The 15,082-nt window shown below is 62.3% G+C and carries 12 protein-coding genes; 2 read left to right on the forward strand and 10 right to left on the reverse strand.

The annotated features are described in order from the left end of the window. Positions 1–9 precede the first annotated feature (9 nt). The 6 genes from ACV17W_RS07755 to ACV17W_RS07780 are packed head-to-tail and all read right to left on the reverse strand — an operon-like array spanning position 10 to position 8,524. Positions 10–1,059: a pentapeptide repeat-containing protein gene (locus ACV17W_RS07755; protein ID WP_462595845.1), complete on the reverse strand. Its 1,050-nt coding sequence runs from the start codon at positions 1,057–1,059 to the stop codon at positions 10–12. Then, a complete protein-coding gene (locus tag ACV17W_RS07760; protein WP_462595846.1) occupies positions 1,056–3,689 on the reverse strand; it encodes a DUF2169 family type VI secretion system accessory protein in 2,634 nt (877 codons plus the stop codon). Before ACV17W_RS07760 ends, ACV17W_RS07755 begins: the two co-directional genes overlap by 4 nt. Continuing rightward, a complete protein-coding gene (locus tag ACV17W_RS07765) occupies positions 3,686–4,762 on the reverse strand; it encodes a hypothetical protein (RefSeq protein WP_462595847.1) in 1,077 nt (358 codons plus the stop codon). The genes ACV17W_RS07760 and ACV17W_RS07765 overlap by 4 nt, the downstream gene beginning before the upstream one ends. Continuing rightward, positions 4,759–5,778 (reverse strand): hypothetical protein, encoded by a 1,020-nt coding sequence (locus ACV17W_RS07770; RefSeq protein WP_462595848.1) that lies wholly within the window; start codon positions 5,776–5,778, stop codon positions 4,759–4,761. The genes ACV17W_RS07765 and ACV17W_RS07770 overlap by 4 nt, the downstream gene beginning before the upstream one ends. A 46-nt stretch (positions 5,779–5,824) precedes the next feature. After that, a complete protein-coding gene (locus ACV17W_RS07775) occupies positions 5,825–6,616 on the reverse strand; it encodes a hypothetical protein (protein WP_462595849.1) in 792 nt (263 codons plus the stop codon). Positions 6,617–6,640: 24 nt separating this feature from the next. Beyond that, positions 6,641–8,524 (reverse strand): type VI secretion system Vgr family protein, encoded by a 1,884-nt coding sequence (locus tag ACV17W_RS07780; protein WP_462595850.1) that lies wholly within the window; start codon positions 8,522–8,524, stop codon positions 6,641–6,643. 375 nt (positions 8,525–8,899) lie between these two features. On the opposite strand from ACV17W_RS07780, the gene ACV17W_RS07785 reads away from it, so the two are divergent. Then, on the forward strand, positions 8,900–9,448 hold the full coding sequence (locus ACV17W_RS07785; protein WP_462596495.1) for a PIN domain-containing protein: 549 nt from the start codon (positions 8,900–8,902) through the stop codon (positions 9,446–9,448). Positions 9,449–9,487: 39 nt separating this feature from the next. On the opposite strand, the gene ACV17W_RS07790 is transcribed toward ACV17W_RS07785, so the two are convergent. The 4 genes from ACV17W_RS07790 to rpsO form a co-directional block, all read right to left on the reverse strand. After that, positions 9,488–10,705, reverse strand: coding sequence for a threonine ammonia-lyase (locus ACV17W_RS07790; protein WP_462595852.1), 1,218 nt, complete (start codon positions 10,703–10,705; stop codon positions 9,488–9,490). A gap of 109 nt (positions 10,706–10,814) precedes the next feature. Then, complete coding sequence (locus ACV17W_RS07795; RefSeq protein ID WP_462595853.1) at positions 10,815–11,540, reverse strand: hypothetical protein; 726 nt, start codon at positions 11,538–11,540, stop codon at positions 10,815–10,817. A gap of 136 nt (positions 11,541–11,676) precedes the next feature. Next, positions 11,677–13,836 carry a polyribonucleotide nucleotidyltransferase gene (gene pnp, locus ACV17W_RS07800; RefSeq protein WP_462595854.1) on the reverse strand — a complete coding sequence of 720 codons (2,160 nt, stop codon included), beginning with the start codon at positions 13,834–13,836 and terminating at the stop codon, positions 11,677–11,679. A gap of 91 nt (positions 13,837–13,927) precedes the next feature. Next, positions 13,928–14,197, reverse strand: coding sequence for a 30S ribosomal protein S15 (gene rpsO / locus ACV17W_RS07805; RefSeq protein ID WP_012248532.1), 270 nt, complete (start codon positions 14,195–14,197; stop codon positions 13,928–13,930). Between the two features lie 349 nt (positions 14,198–14,546). Between rpsO and ACV17W_RS07810 the strand changes: the two genes are divergently transcribed. Then, positions 14,547–15,065 (forward strand): hypothetical protein, encoded by a 519-nt coding sequence (locus ACV17W_RS07810; RefSeq protein ID WP_462595855.1) that lies wholly within the window; start codon positions 14,547–14,549, stop codon positions 15,063–15,065. Positions 15,066–15,082 lie beyond the last annotated feature (17 nt).

The following is a 15,082-nucleotide window of genomic DNA, read 5'->3' on the forward strand; positions in this document are numbered from 1 at the left end:
ATGTTTCTCCTAGGTTGAGGCGCTCCAGATTTCGGCATCGAACAGTTCCTCGTCCTTCTCGATCGCGCCCACGCGCGTCTTGATGGAATCGGAATCGGTCAGCGCCCGATGAAATCTGGTCTGGTTCAAGGTAACGTCGTCCAGGTTGCACTGGCTCAGACGCGCGTATGAAAAATCCGAGTACTGCATATCACTGCCCGCGAAATGGCATTTTTCGAATGTCGCTCTTTGGAAAACGCACATGTCCATCGTCGCGCCTCCGAAGTTCGACTGTTGTACCAGCGCCCCGTTCCACAACGATTGGCTGATCACAGCCGCACTGAACACCGACGATTCCACCGAGGCATTCACGAACAAGCTGTTGCGCACATCAGCATCGAGGAAATTCACCCGCGCCAGCGTCGCATCGCTGTAGTTGCACATCACCAGCCGGCAATCGGAAAAATCAACGTCTACGAGCCGCGCTTCATTGAACTGAGCGCCCGAGAGATCCTGCCCCGAGAAGTCCTGGCCCGACAGGTCACAGCTCGAGAAAGAAACATCTTTCAGCTTGGCATCGCGCAGCATGAGCTCGCGCAGATCCAGCTCGTGAAAAATGGACTTCGACAGATCGGCCGCTGTAAAGTCGGCGCCCGCCAGCTGGCTGCCCACGATATTCGCGCCTGTCAGGTTCTGCCCGCGAAACACCGCATTGCGTGCGTCGGAATCGATGAGGCCCAGGTCTTCAAATGTGCAATCGGCCAGGCGCGCGTGACGTAATGCGCATTCGTTGAAACTGGCTTTCTCGAACCGGCAACCCTGCAATACAGCTTCGGCGAGGTCGCATGACGTGAACTGGGAATTCGTGAAATCGGTGCCCGTGGCTTGAAGGTTCTTGAATGAACATTCCACGAAGAAGCACTCTTGCATCTTGCAGTCCGTCAGCCGAACCGAATTGAAATTGACGCGCACAAACACCAGCCCGCTCAGCGTGTCGCCTGTGAATTCCTCGCCAGCGAGGCTGAGATCCTGCAGGGTCTCAAGGGTGTGTGCCTTGCTGAGCACCAACTCTTTGCTCATGGCCGCTGCTCCTTGCCCGGCACGCCGTCGCGGTACGGGGCCAGGCGTGTGCGTCGCACATAGGCGTCAGCGCTCAGGGTGGACGCATCAACCAGGGTTTCCGACATGTCGGCCCGGAAAAGATTGCAACGGCTCAGGTTGGCTCCCACGAAACTTGCCTTGGCGAAGTTGCCCTGCATGAGATTGCTGTGCGACAGGTCTGCCATGTCGAAGCTGGCGCGAGTGAAAATCGACTGCGGCGTCGCAATGCCGCGCAGGTTGCATTTCTGCAGCCGTGCCAGCGAGAAATCGCACTGCTCGAATAGCGAGCCCTCGAAGCTGACACCGTCAAAGCGCACTTCCCGGAACAGGCATTGCCGCAGCTGATTGCGCTCGAGCCTGCAATTCTGAAATACGACATCTTCGGTGAACACGGTTTTCGCCAGCGCGGATTCTTCGATCCGTACATTGCGAAAGACGGTGTTCAAGCAGGCCGAATTGAGGATCGAGACACCGGTCATGCTCGTGTTCTCGATGAGAGAACCGTCGAAACTCACTTTGTCCAGCTTCGCGCGATCGAACTGGCAGTCAACGAAACGTGCCGCCGTGAGCGACAGGTCCGTCAATTTAGCGTCCTGTAACGAACACTGCCTGAATTCGGTTTCGTCGGTCGAGAACCCTTTGCAGACACTGCCATTGAAATTGCAGTGTTCAAAGACGACTTTGGTTTCGCAGATCAGATTGTCCAGGCGAGCCCCCTGGAACGACGTGCGTTCGAACTGAGCGTCGCTGATGTTGGACTGTTGCAGCGTGGCACCGGCAAGGTTGGTATCCGAGAACTGCCCGCGCGCCAGTACCGTTTCGTTGAAAATGGCGCCGGAGAGATTGGTGTTCGAAAAGTCGACCTTCTCGAGCCAGCTTTCAGAAAAATCGGCGCCCGAGAGGTCCATGCCCGACAGATCCGCGCCGGTCAGGTCCATATTGCGCAGAGACTTGTTCAACCGGTATTTCAAGAGCACGCGCTCGCGCAGCTGAACGGCGCGATGAGGTCCGACCCGGGCCACGCCCTCTTGGTAGTGGACCGAATACAGGTACATCTTGCGCACCGAGCGCTTGCTGAACTCGTACATGTCGCGCGCGGCGTCCGAGCCGCCGGACTCCTCGAAAATGCGACGCGCAAGCCGACGGCTCGCCAGCGGCTTCACGCTCTGCAACATGGGGCTGACATCTGGCGGGCCACTGACGGGGATTTTTCTCGCGCCATCGTCCATATCTAAGTCCAGGCCTGCCGCCAGCCGGTTCACCAACTTGGCATCCTCGCTGGCAGGCGCGCCCGCGGTAGCCTGCCTGGATTCATCGAGCGTGTTTCGCAGCGCTTCGCGTTGCTCGCGGTTGAGCTCGTCGTGCATGCGCTGGTTCTGTTCCGCAATGGCGGGCAGATCGCTCAATGTGAGTGGCTTGACGGGGCCGACAAACTCGCCCGCGGGGTAGGCCTCGCTGTGCCGGGCTATCTGGTCGGCCAGCTTCGACAGCATGGCATGCTGATCGAGCGTCACGTTCTCGAACCATGGCGCCAGAATGTCGGCCGGCATCAGCTCTTCGTCGCGCAGAGCATGCAACGCCGCCGTCTTCACGTCGGACCGCTGCTGGAAGACCTGAGCGTAGTGGCCCAGCGGCCGCTCGTGACCGTCGCGCTCGATTGCGGCCATGATGGCGCTCACGTCGTAAGCGTCGTCTTCGTAGATGGGAATATGCCCGTGGAAAAGCAGCACGTAGTTGCACCGGTGCGGCACGAACCACACAGTGGTCGGCCGCAGCGGCACTTCGTCCAGCGCATCTGCCGAGCCACGGCGCCTGATAAAGCACCGGGCGCGCAGGGCAGGCAGCCGCCCGGACCAGCAATGCAGCTCGGGATGCATGTTCCAGATTTCGAATGGCGCCTGCGGCGGCAGGCAGTCGCGATCCTTCCACACCTGGTCTTCCGAAGCGGCGTTGAACAGCGAAGGATCCATGTCGTCAAAAAAGCCCGCCCCCACTTTCCGGACCCATTCTTCGTCGAACGAGCCCATTTTGCTCTGGCGCAGCGGCCAATCGATGCGCACCTGACCGAAGTTCCACGGCTCGGCCATCTGCCCGCGCGTTCGGATGCGATCGACCGGAGATTCCATATTCGGCAGGCGGATGGCCCGGGTACCGTTGACCGCTTGGGCCTCCAATCCGGTGCCCAAGGGGTTTGCCGGGTGACCCGGGCCGCCGTATGAGTTGCTCCAGGTCAGTGGAATAGCCTCGAAGGCCTGGGGCGCCGAAATGCGATTGTCGATCCAGTAGCGCTCGCCAAAGATCACGGCATCTTTGCGCTTGTCGGCCACCTTCACGCTGACCATGCACTGCGTCTTGTCGTCCTGGTGCGCCGTATACGCCATGCCGCTGACCAGGTACTCGGCATTGGGCTTGGGCATCACGAAGTCCAGCATCTCGTCCGCATCGAGCTCTGGCAGGATATCGTGCACCAGAGTGTGTTCGGGTTGAATCGAAATGTGCTCGCCCTCGTGCTTGACCAAGGCCGCGACGGTCACCGCCAGATATTTGCCATTACGCCAGCGATAGGGTCGGGGCATGACCATCAATCGCATCGGTTTGATGATTTTCATGCCGAGCCGCCACCACCACCGCCGCCAGCACCACCGCCGCCAGCACCGCCGCCGGCTCCGCCACCACTGGCTCCGCCACCACTGGCTCCACCCCCTCCCCCTCCGCCGCCGCCCATGAAGATCGTCTTGGCATGCGAGCGGATATCGATGAGTGTCCGTTTCATGAGACGTTTTATGACTTTACGGGTGCGCTTGCTTTCGCCGGTGGTGATGAGCGACGCGTAGACGTCTCCCGCCGCGTACGTGTACTTGTTCCAGCCATTGGAAAGGATGCGTCCGTAGAAGCTGCCCGTGCCGATCGAACCATGCACGCCGAAGCCGGTGATCGTCCAGGGGTTCGGGGACGTCATGCGGTAGCCGCCCAGATAGGCGTTGATCGCAAAAGTGCGCCGGCTGATGTCGTGGTCGGCATGCGCGTGATAGTTCGTGCAATTGATAGTCAATGTCTGACTGGTGGCCTGGACCAGGGCATCGCCGATGTCCCACAGGGTGTCGTTGGTGACCGTCTTGTACTCATCGCTGAGATTGGTTTCCACCACGATGCCCTGCACCAGCGCCTTGAGATATCCGAAGATTTCCAACCCACTGGGGCTGGGATTATTGGCGGCGGCCTGGGTAGCCGCTGCCGCCGCGCCGGCCTGGGCGGCCATCGCCGGCGATGCGCCCTGCGTCAGCGCTTCCTGGGCCCGTTGCTGGGCGAAAGCACTGTCGGCGCCGGCCCTGGCGGCCTGCTCGCCGGCGGCTTCCACGGCATATTGTCGCAACTCCGGCTGGCTCAGCCCCTTGCGCCTTTCAACGGCCAGCCGAGCCTGTTCGCCCGCCACACGCGGATCTCCCACCGCGGTGCCCACCAGGCCTTCTGCCAATGACTGCAGGTCTACCGCGGAGTTATTCGCCGCGAGCTGATTGGCGGTTTCTGCCACGGCCGCTCCGGTGACCTCATCGACTCCGTATCGCTTCAGGACCGGCGCAATCTGCTGCGCAATGTTGTCGCGGGTCAGGTCGAGCAGGGAGACTTCCTGCACGGCGCGCGCGGCGTCCGAATCCGGAAGGATGTTGAATGGCAGCGTCATTTGATCTTCTTGGAATTCGAGGATGCGCGGACGATGCCAGCGCTGGTCAGGGAAAGCAGCGTCACCCGGTGGTCGCGCCCTTCTTCGATGGAAATATTGTTTTTGACGACGTCGGAATCCGTACCCGCCAGGTAGACGCGGATTCCCGTATAGGCGCGCAACATGCCCGCCAGGATCAGCCAGCGTCCGCCATATTTCGCCGCGCCCAGATACAGGCCCACCGAGGCCCCCATGAGCGCCTTGTACTGCGATTTGTAATCGCCGATTGCCGCGCCCGAGTGCGCGCGCACGTTCTCGCCGGTGGACGAAGTCTGAATCGTGCCGCACTGCACCAGGAAGTTATGACCCACCATCTGGTAAGTGGTATTGCCCAGATGACCATGTATGGCGCTGTTGGCCACCTTCAGGGTCTCGGTATTCTTGAATGTGTATTCGACCTGGCCGTGCACCAGCATGGTCAGGTAGCCAAAGATCGAAAACGAGTCGGCCTGCGGCATGCCCCGAGCCAGCGCCGGCGCCGCAGCCGCGCTGGCCGCCAGATCCGGACTGACACCCTGGTCGATGTACTGGTGAATTCTGGTCTGAACATCCTGGTACGACCGCGTGTCGGCCACACCGGCGTCCTTCAGGCCCTGGCTCGCATGCTCGTACGCTATCGCCTTCTGCTCGGTTGGACTCAGTTTTTCCACACCGCCGCGTTGTTCGACGTCCTTGAGCACGTTGTCGCGGATTTTGGCGCTGCCCAGTGCCGGATCGGCGATGGTCGCGCCGACCACATGCTCGGCAGCTCCCTGCGCGTTCGCCGGATTCTGGGTGGCCAGCACATTGACCGTGCGCGCGGACGACGCCGCCGTGACGGGGTCGGCTCCATATTCGATAACCTTCTGTTTGATGAACTTTTCCAGCTCGGGCAGCCGAAGGTTGTCGCCCTGGGTCTGGAAGTACTGACGCGTCTCGGCCACGGCCGCCGCGGCGACCGAATCGGGAAGCAGCACGGGGCTGGAAGGACCTGTCATGTTCTGAACCTCGACCTGTACATACGATGCCGCGCTCGGCCCAGCGTCACAGCAACACCATCAGAAAGCCCACCCCGGTAACCACCAGGTTGGCCTGGCGTTCTTCGGAGGTGCCCTTGTCGCTCAATGTGAAGCCCTTCACGCCCACTCGCCAGCTGCCCTTGTGCGTCATTTTCCAGGCCAACCCGAAACGCAGCGCCGCCGCACTGGTGTTGACCCCACTGAAGTCCAGGCTCATCAGCGTGGCGGCGTTGTTCGAGGTCGGCGTGCTCAGCGTACTGTATGTGCCGAAACCCAGATTGAAGGCATAGCGGTAGGACTCCTTGCGGGTGTCGACCGTATTGCGTTCTTCGACTTTGGCGTCAATGGTGATGGCCGAAGCCGTCAGACGCACGTCGGTCGCCTTGATGGTGACATCGCCAATGTGCGTGTAGAGCGTATTGCCCTGGGTGTTCTTCAGGTACGAATCCTGGAATGTCAGTTCGACCTTGTCATGCACGGTGGCCTTCAATGGCCCCTGGATTTCGATACCGGCGCCCATCAGGGAACCGCCCGCCGCCGCGTTGACGGCGGCCGCCTGCGCCTGCGCGGCCAGCTCGGGGGACACCGGCGCCGCCATGGTGCCGGTGAGCTCTTTGCCGAAGACCGAGATTCCCTCACTGCCGGAGAATGACTTGGTCATTCCCTCGATCGTGCCGTCCTTCCCGGCGAGGTCCACCCCTTTGTCGCTGGCGAAGTCGCGCACATTCTGCGGGGTCGGAAATTCCGGACCGTCAGGATCCTTCTTCTGGAACGCGACCAGGTCCTGGGTCAGCTCGTTAAGGTCGGGTTTAGACATTCATTTTGCCTTCACGAAGACTGCTCAGCCGACGTTGCCGATAATGACTTTCTTGAAATTGCCGGTATGCACCGACCCGTAGTTGCCCTGCAAAGAATGCGCGACGTTGCCAATTTCCGTGAGCGACTGGTCGCCTTCCTGCCGCTGCGTCAACAACCCTTTCACGCCTTGCTGGACATCGCCCGTCGTGCTCGTAATGACCGGTCCTTCGATGGTTCGGTCATAGGCCTTCATATTGACGGTGGTCTGGCCTTTGTGCGTCAGGCTGGTGGTCTTGGCAATTTCCACGCCCAGGGATCCCGCACGAATGCTGTAATGGCCGCAGACATCCACGCTGTAGTTCGCGCCCACCGTGTGATTGTGGTTGTTCACCACCTCGTCACACATATCCTTCTGGGCCCGCATGTGCACCAATTCGCAGCCCAGCGCATCTTCGAAGATCATCTTGTTGCACATGGACGGGTCGCCATAGACCGACTGGCTGCGGAATCCGCTTTGAGTCGCGCTGGCCGGCAGCTCCACCGGCGGCATGTTGTTGGCGTTATAGACACGCCCGAGCACCAGGGGCCGGTCCGGGCACCCTCCGATGAAGTCGACCACCACCTCGTCGTTGATGCGTGGAAGCTGCAAGCCGCCGAATCCCCCACCCGCCCACGGGCTGGACACGCGCACCCAGCATGAGCTGCTTTCATTCTTCTGGCCGTAGCGGTCCCAGTGAAACTGGATCTTGATGCGGCCGTATTTATCGGTCCAGATCTCTTTGCCGGCCGGTCCCACCACGCGCGCGGTCTGCGGACCGTGGGTGCGCGGAATCGGCGTGACACGCGGTGCGCGATACTGCACGCTGGAAGGGAGGGCCGAAAACGAGGCTTCGTAGAACTCCTCGGAGCCGCTACTGGTCGAATACCCGCCCACGCTCATTCGGTAATTGGCCGACACCACCAGGTATTCACGGTTCTCGGCCTTGCGAGGATGGTTGCGCAGCGTGAACAGGTGCCCCGGCGCCAGGCCGCGCGCGTTGCTGGCGCCCATGTCCTGTTCCTGGCTGCTCTGCAGTTCTTCGAGGCGCACGCGCGCGTATTGTTCGCCATGCTGCGCCTCTTGAAAACCGCCCTGCCATTCAAACACTTCCAGATTGCCGGGTTCGGACCCGCCGGACCGCTTCGAGACCGCGTCCAGGCTTGCACCGGGCTTGGTGAAATCGTAGTCCACCGTCGCATAGCCATCCGGCGTGACCTGGGCCGAGATCTCCCACATCGAGATGTATTCTTCCTGCGGCGTTGAAACACGGTCCGGGCCGTAGTACGGAATCGACTCGTAGCCCGGCACGGGGGCATGCAGGGCAATGTCATCTGTCATGACCAGGGTGTGCTGGCCTTTTTCATGCTTGAAGTAGTAATAGATGCCCTCGTGTTCCAGCAGGCGGCTCACGAATGCAAAGTCGGTCTCCTGGTATTGCACGCAGTATTCCCAGGACCGGTAGCTGCCCGTCAGCTTCATTTCGAACGGGTAGCCATATTCGCCGAGCACTTCCTTGACGATGTCGGGCACCGTTTTCTGCTGGAAGATCTTGTTGTCGGACGTCTGCGTCAGATACCAGAGCCAGGGTTTTACCGTGACTTTGTAGATATAGTTGCGCGACGTGCTGCTTTCGCGTCCCACCATGACACAGCGCACGATCTGCCCGCTCAGGTAACGGGGCTGCATGGCCGTGGCAATTTCCAGCGTAAGCGGCTTGCCGAGCAGCTGTTTCAGGTCCAGGTTGAAACTGTTGGCCAAGAGTTCGACATCGAACTCGAACAGCTGCGACAACCCCTCGTGTCCGGTCATCTGCTTGAAGACCAGGCCATTCTCGAGGGGAGTATGCGCGATGATGGGGCGAGACTGAATAAAGCTGGGTATGTCCACAAATACTCTCCCGTGACTCATTTCTTGCAGTTGCGCAGGGTGACGCATCGGCGACACGCGGCTGCCATTTGCCCCGGATACACTGCCCCGATTAGGGATTACCCGCGCAAACTACTTGAAGCGAAATAGGGCCTCAAGGCGGTTTTCCCTAATAGATGCAACAAATCTATAAGTGCCCAAATGCCGCCTACCTGCAGCCTGCAGCTTTATCGTCTGGCGGTGGCTCATTTCTGTGCCGAGGAGGTGGGTGACTGCGCTGTCCCCGCAATTTATTGTTACCAGAATTAGGGGGCGGGTTCCTGCTACAGTGTCGGCGCCGTGACCCCTGTTTCCCTGACTCCCCCTCCGTTTGTCGTGCTGGACGCCTGCGTTCTGATGTCGGGCATCTTGCGACGCCTGCTGCTGCGGCTGGCCGCTGCACGGGTTTATCAGCCCGTCTGGAGCGAGCGCATCGGTGAGGAATGGCGTCGCAATGCGGCCCGGCTGTGGGCCATCCCGCCCGAAGTCCTGACCGCGCAGTGGGCCGAAATGAATCAGGCCTTCCCCCACGCGGCCGAAGCGGACCTGCAGGCTTACGAGAGCGTGCTGCGCTACAGCGACCCCAAGGACTTTCATGTCATCGCGGCGGGGCTGGCACGGCGCGCCCGCTGCGGGCTGCAGCAGCCCCCGCAAGTGCTCGTGGCCACCTGGAACCTGAAGGATTTCAATCGATCGGAACTGCGCCGCCAGGGGCTGGAGGCCTGGAACCCCGACCGGCTGCTGTCGCAATGGTGGCAAGACGACGCCGCACGGCTACGCGATGCCATCCGAGGCGTGCCGGCCGACTACGTCGGCCTGGGTCGCGATCCGGAGCCGCTGGCAGACACGCTGCATCGGGAACGCCTGTACCGATTGAAGGCCCTGGTGGCCCGCGACGGGCTGTAGCCTTCGGCCGATGCCGGGCCGGCAGGCGTTGCGGCCGGATCAGTGATCGTGATTGCTGGCCGCGAAGCCGGCCTGGTTGAGCACGGCGATCACTTCTTCGATATGGTCGGGGCCGCGGGTCTGCAGCACGAAGTCCACTTCGACGTTGCGCACCGGCAATGACGTGAACGCACGCTGATGGTGGACTTCGGTGATATTGGCCTGCGCGTCGGCGATGAGCTTGGTGGCGTGCGCCAGGGCACCGGGCAGGTCGCGCAGGTCGACCCGGATGCGCGCCAGCCGGCCCGCGCGCACCATGCCCCGCTCGATCAGTTCGCCCAGCATCAACGGGTCGATGTTGCCCCCGGTAAGCACGAGCGCGACGCGCTTGCCGCGAAAGCGGCCCGTGCCGGCGGCCTGATCGCGCAGCAAGGCCGCCAGCCCCGCCGCCCCCGCCCCTTCGACCACGGTTTTTTCGATTTCCAGCAGCACCACGATGGCATGTTCGATGTCCGCTTCGCTGACGAGCTCGATACGGTCGACCATGCCGCGCACGATGTCCTGGGTGATCAGTCCGGGCGACTTGACCGCAATCCCTTCGGCTATGGTGTATTGGCCCGGCGTCATGTCGATGCCCTGCATGGCGGCGTACATGGATGGGAAACGTTCGGTCTGCACGCCCACGATCTCGATGCCCGGCCTGATGGCGCGCGCGGCCGTGGCGATTCCGCTGATCAGCCCGCCCCCCCCGATGGCGACCACCAGTGTGTCGAGCTCGGGCTGGTCTTCCAGCATCTCCAGCGCCACGGTGCCCTGCCCTGCGATGACAGCCTCATCGTCATAAGGGTGGATCATGACCAATCCGCGTTCACGCGCCAGTCGGTATCCATGCGCCTTGGCGTCATCAAAAGTATCGCCCTGCAGCACGACGGTGGCGCCGAAGCGGCGCGTGTTGGCCACCTTCACGGTAGGCGTAAAGCGCGGCATGACGATCACCGCAGGCACGCCCATGCGCTGCGCATGATAGGCGACCCCCTGCGCGTGATTGCCGGCCGACACGGCGATGACGCCTTGCTCACGCTCTTGCGGGCTGAGCGCCAGCATGCGGTTGAGCGCGCCGCGTTCTTTGAACGACGCGGTGAACTGCAGGTTCTCGAATTTCAACCACACTTCGGCCCCGAGGATGTCGGACAGCGTACGTGAATGCGTGAACGGCGTTTTTTGCACCTGCCCCTGCAAGCGGGCGCGGGCAGCCTGTATGGCGGCAAGATCGATCACGGTTTGGTCCTGTGGAAGCCGAAATGGGGGGTTCATTATGCTACTGCCGCGCCCCTTGCAGAAACACCATGCGCGGCGGGCAGTCGGGCCTGCACAGGGCGCCCGGGCGCTACCGCACCGGCAGGAAATTGAAGAACAACAGCCCCTGCGCGTAGTTGATACCCACGCGACGGGCGTTTTCGCCGAGCAGATTGGCGATGAGGTCCAGCCGGCCGATGATGGCGCCGAATTCCCGCTCGAAGCTCAGGTTGGTGCCCGAGGCAGACATTTCGTTGGCGAGCAGCAGAGGCTCGCCCCGGCCGTCGCGGCGAGAGGCCAGCAGCCATGCGGCGGCCTCGACGTTGCGCGCGGCATTGTAGATATGCTGCGCATCCAGCACATCGGAAAGGTACATGCGCGTCTTGCCGTTATGGGCCGCAATCAGGGTATCGGCCAGTCCGTAGATGAACGCCGCGACGCGATCGCGCGAATAGGCAGGGTCCAGCGATACGGCAAGGATCTGGATGTCGCGCAAGCCATGCAGGCCAGGGGGCGGCGTACCGCTGGCGATCCAGCCGCGCACCCGGGCCACGGCGGTGGCGTGATCGGCCAGGCCGGCCTTCTGCCACTCGCGCGGATTACGCCTGTAGAGTTTATCGAGCAGGCTGTACAAGCTGTTGAGGTTGTCGCGGATCTCCAGCGTTACGGTACGGTTGAAGTCGGTCTGGGCCAGCTGGTCCATGGACATGTCTTCGCTGCGCGGGCCCACCGCCGGGGGCTGAGAGACACATGCCGATGCCAGGCCCAACAGCGCGCACGCGGTCGCGGCTCGATAAGCCAAGCGTAGCCTGTTCATGCGTGCGTGCGCCCTGTGCCGATCAATGCGGTCTCCGTCGTGAATGCGCGGCTCGCGCCGGCGCGTCCAGAATTTACCGTAGATAAACAAAAACGGCACCTTTCGGTGCCGTTTTCTGCTTCAAGAACCGCAAAGCTTACTCGGGTTGCGGTTCCGTCTGCGGGGCGGCTTCGGCGCCGCCAGCCTGTTGCTGCTCGATGCCGCCGATGGCCTTGACCGACAGGCGCAGGCGACCCTTGTCGTCGGCCTCGATGACCTTGACGCGGACCTGCTGGCCGACCTTGAGCACATCGTTGATATTGGCGATGCGATAGTTGGCGATCTCGGAAATGTGCAGCAGGCCATCACGGCCGGGCAGCACCTGCACGATGGCGCCGAAATCGAGCAGGCGCAGTACGGAGCCGTCGTATACCTGCCCGACCTCGACGTCGGCCGTGAGTTCGACGATGCGGCGCTGCGCTTCCTTCGCCTGGGATTCGTCGACACTGGCGATGACGATGGTGCCATCATCGGAGATGTCGATCTGGGTGCCCGTTTCTTCGGTCAGGGAACGGATGGTGGCGCCACCCTTGCCGATGACGTCGCGGATCTTCTCGGGGTTGATCTTGATGGTGAGCATGCGCGGCGCGAAAGCCGAGAGCTCGCCACGCGAGCCGTCGAGGGCTTCACGCATCTTGTCAAGAATGTGCAGGCGACCTTCGCGGGCCTGCGCCAGCGCCACCTGCATGATTTCCTTGGTGATGCCCTGGATCTTGATGTCCATTTGCAGGGCGGTGATGCCCTTCTGCGTGCCGGCCACCTTGAAATCCATGTCGCCCAGGTGATCTTCGTCGCCCAGGATGTCGGTCAGGACGGCGAACTTGCCTTCGTCGAGGATCAGGCCCATGGCAACGCCAGCAACGTGATCCTGCAGGGGCACGCCTGCGTCCATCATGGCCAGGGAACCGCCGCAGACGGAGGCCATGGACGACGAGCCGTTGGATTCGGTGATTTCGGAAACCAGGCGGATGGTGTACTGGAACTCGTCGTGCGGCGGCAGCAGCGATACCAGCGCGCGCTTGGCGAGGCGGCCGTGCCCGATTTCGCGCCGCTTGGGCACGCCGATGCGGCCGGTTTCGCCGGTGGCGAAAGGCGGCATGTTGTAGTGCAGCATGAAGCGGTCGCGATATTCGCCCATGAGCGCGTCGATGATCTGCTCATCTTGCTTGGTGCCCAGCGTGGCCACGACCAGCGCCTGGGTTTCGCCACGGGTGAACAACGCGCTGCCGTGAGCACGCGGCAATACGCCCAGGCGCACGCTGATGGGGCGCACGGTGCGGGTGTCGCGGCCGTCGATGCGGGGCTCGCCGTTCAGGATCTGGCCGCGCACGATGCGCGCCTCGAGATCGAACAGGATGTTGTCGACCGTGACCGAGTCGGGAGCGTCCTGGCCGGCGGCAGCGGCCTGTTCGGCCAGCTTGGCGTGCACTTCGGCGTAGACCTCGCGCAGTTGCGCGGTGCGGGCCTGCTTCTGGCGCACCTGGTAGGCCGCGGCGAGCTTGTCTTGCGCGACGGCCGTCACGGCGGCGATCAGGGCTTCGTTCTTGGCTTCGGGCTGCCAGTCCCATTCGGGCTTGCCGGCTTCACGCACCAGTTCGTGAATGGCGTTGATGGCCGCCTGCATTTGCTCGTGGCCATAAACCACGCCGCCGAGCATGACTTCTTCGGACAGTTGCTTGGCCTCGGACTCGACCATCAGCACGGCATTCTCGGTACCGGCCACGACGAGGTCCATTTGCGAGGACTTCAGCTGCGTGGCGGTGGGGTTCAGCACGTACTGGCCATCGATATAACCGATACGAGCGGCGCCGATGGGGCCGTTGAACGGAATACCGGAAATTGCCAGGGCGGCCGAAGCGCCGATCATGGCCGGGATGTCGGGGTCGATTTCAGGATTGACCGAGACCGTGTGCAGCACGACCTGCACTTCGTTGTAGAACGCCTCGGGAAACAGCGGACGCAACGGGCGGTCGATGAGGCGCGACGTGAGCGTTTCTTTTTCGGAAGGCTTGCCTTCGCGCTTGAAGAACCCGCCGGGGATGCGGCCCGCGGCGTAGGTTTTCTCGATGTAGTCGACGGTGAGCGGGAAGAACGTCTGGCCGGGCTTGGCCTTCTTGGCGGCAACAACGGTGGCCAGCACCACGGTGTCGTCAACCGACACCAGCACGGCGCCAGAGGCCTGGCGGGCGATTTCGCCCGTTTCCAGTACGACCGTGTGCTGGCCGTATTGGAACGATTTGGTCACTTTATTGAACATGACGAGGATTCCTTACAAATGAAAAACCGTGGCCGCCGCGACAGAACGTCGCACCGGCCACGGTTGCGTCATGGGGAGCCTGCCCCGTCGATCACTTGCGCAGACCGAGTTTTTCGATCAGTGCGCGGTACGAGTCGGGATTGCGGCCCTTGAGGTAGTCGAGCAATTTGCGGCGACGGCTGACCATGCGCAGCAGACCGCGGCGCGAGTGGTGGTCCTTCATGTGTTCTTTGAAGTGACCGGTCAGTTCGTTGATGCGAGCGGTGAGCAGAGCCACCTGGACTTCGGGGGAACCGGTGTCGCCCTGGGCACGTTGAAATTGCGCGACGATGTCGGCTTTTTTGATGTCAGCTACGGACATGAATGACCTCTTGAGACTTGCGGCAGGGCCGAGGCGCCCAGCCGTGGTTAAAAAAAACGGCAAAAAACCGTGATGCTTGGGGTAATGCGGGTTTGTTCGGGTACTGCGATTGCTACTGCCATGCTGGCTGACCGCCGCCGTGTTGCAGCACGGCCGTGGGTCCGGACATGCCCTCAAGGCAGGCCCGACGCAGGGATTTCCCTGCGAGGCAACATACTAATTTGCCCGGCCATTGCAGATAGCCGGGCAAATCAGACAGCGATTATAACTGATTCGCTAGAATCACCCTATTGGCCTGGCACTGTGCGTGCCAGGCGCGCCGGCCCCGCCGGCTTACCGGAGAACCGGCATGTTTCCTGTCCTGACCCGCCTGGCGGGCCGCGCGGCCGCGGTGGCCGCCATTGCCACCCTGGCAGCCTGTGCCAATCCGGCCCATGTGGCCCCGGGAACGCCCATGACCGAGGTGGCTGCCCAGCTCGGGCGCCCCAACTTCGCCTGCCCGCTGCCCAACGGCGGCGAACGCGTCATCTGGACGCAGCAACCCTACGGGCAATATGCCTGGGGGGCCAACGTGGGCCCGGACGGCCGCATAGACCAGGTGGTGCCCCTGCTGACCGATGCCCACTTCAAGGTGCTGGCCACGGGCACGTGGACGCCCGACCAGGTGCGCTGCGAATTCGGCCCCCCCGCGGAAATCGACGAGGTGGGGTTGCCCAGCGTGCGGCAGGTGGTGTGGTCATACCGCTACCTGCAATCGGGCGTATGGAATTCGCTGATGTACGTGTACATGGGGCACGATGGCCAGCGGGTCACCCGCTTTCATCCGGGGCCCGACCCCATGTACGACGAGGAACGGCGCTTCTGGTAGCTGCCGCCCGGGGGGTC

Source organism: Bordetella sp. MIP270_01_BMS (assembly GCF_054958705.1).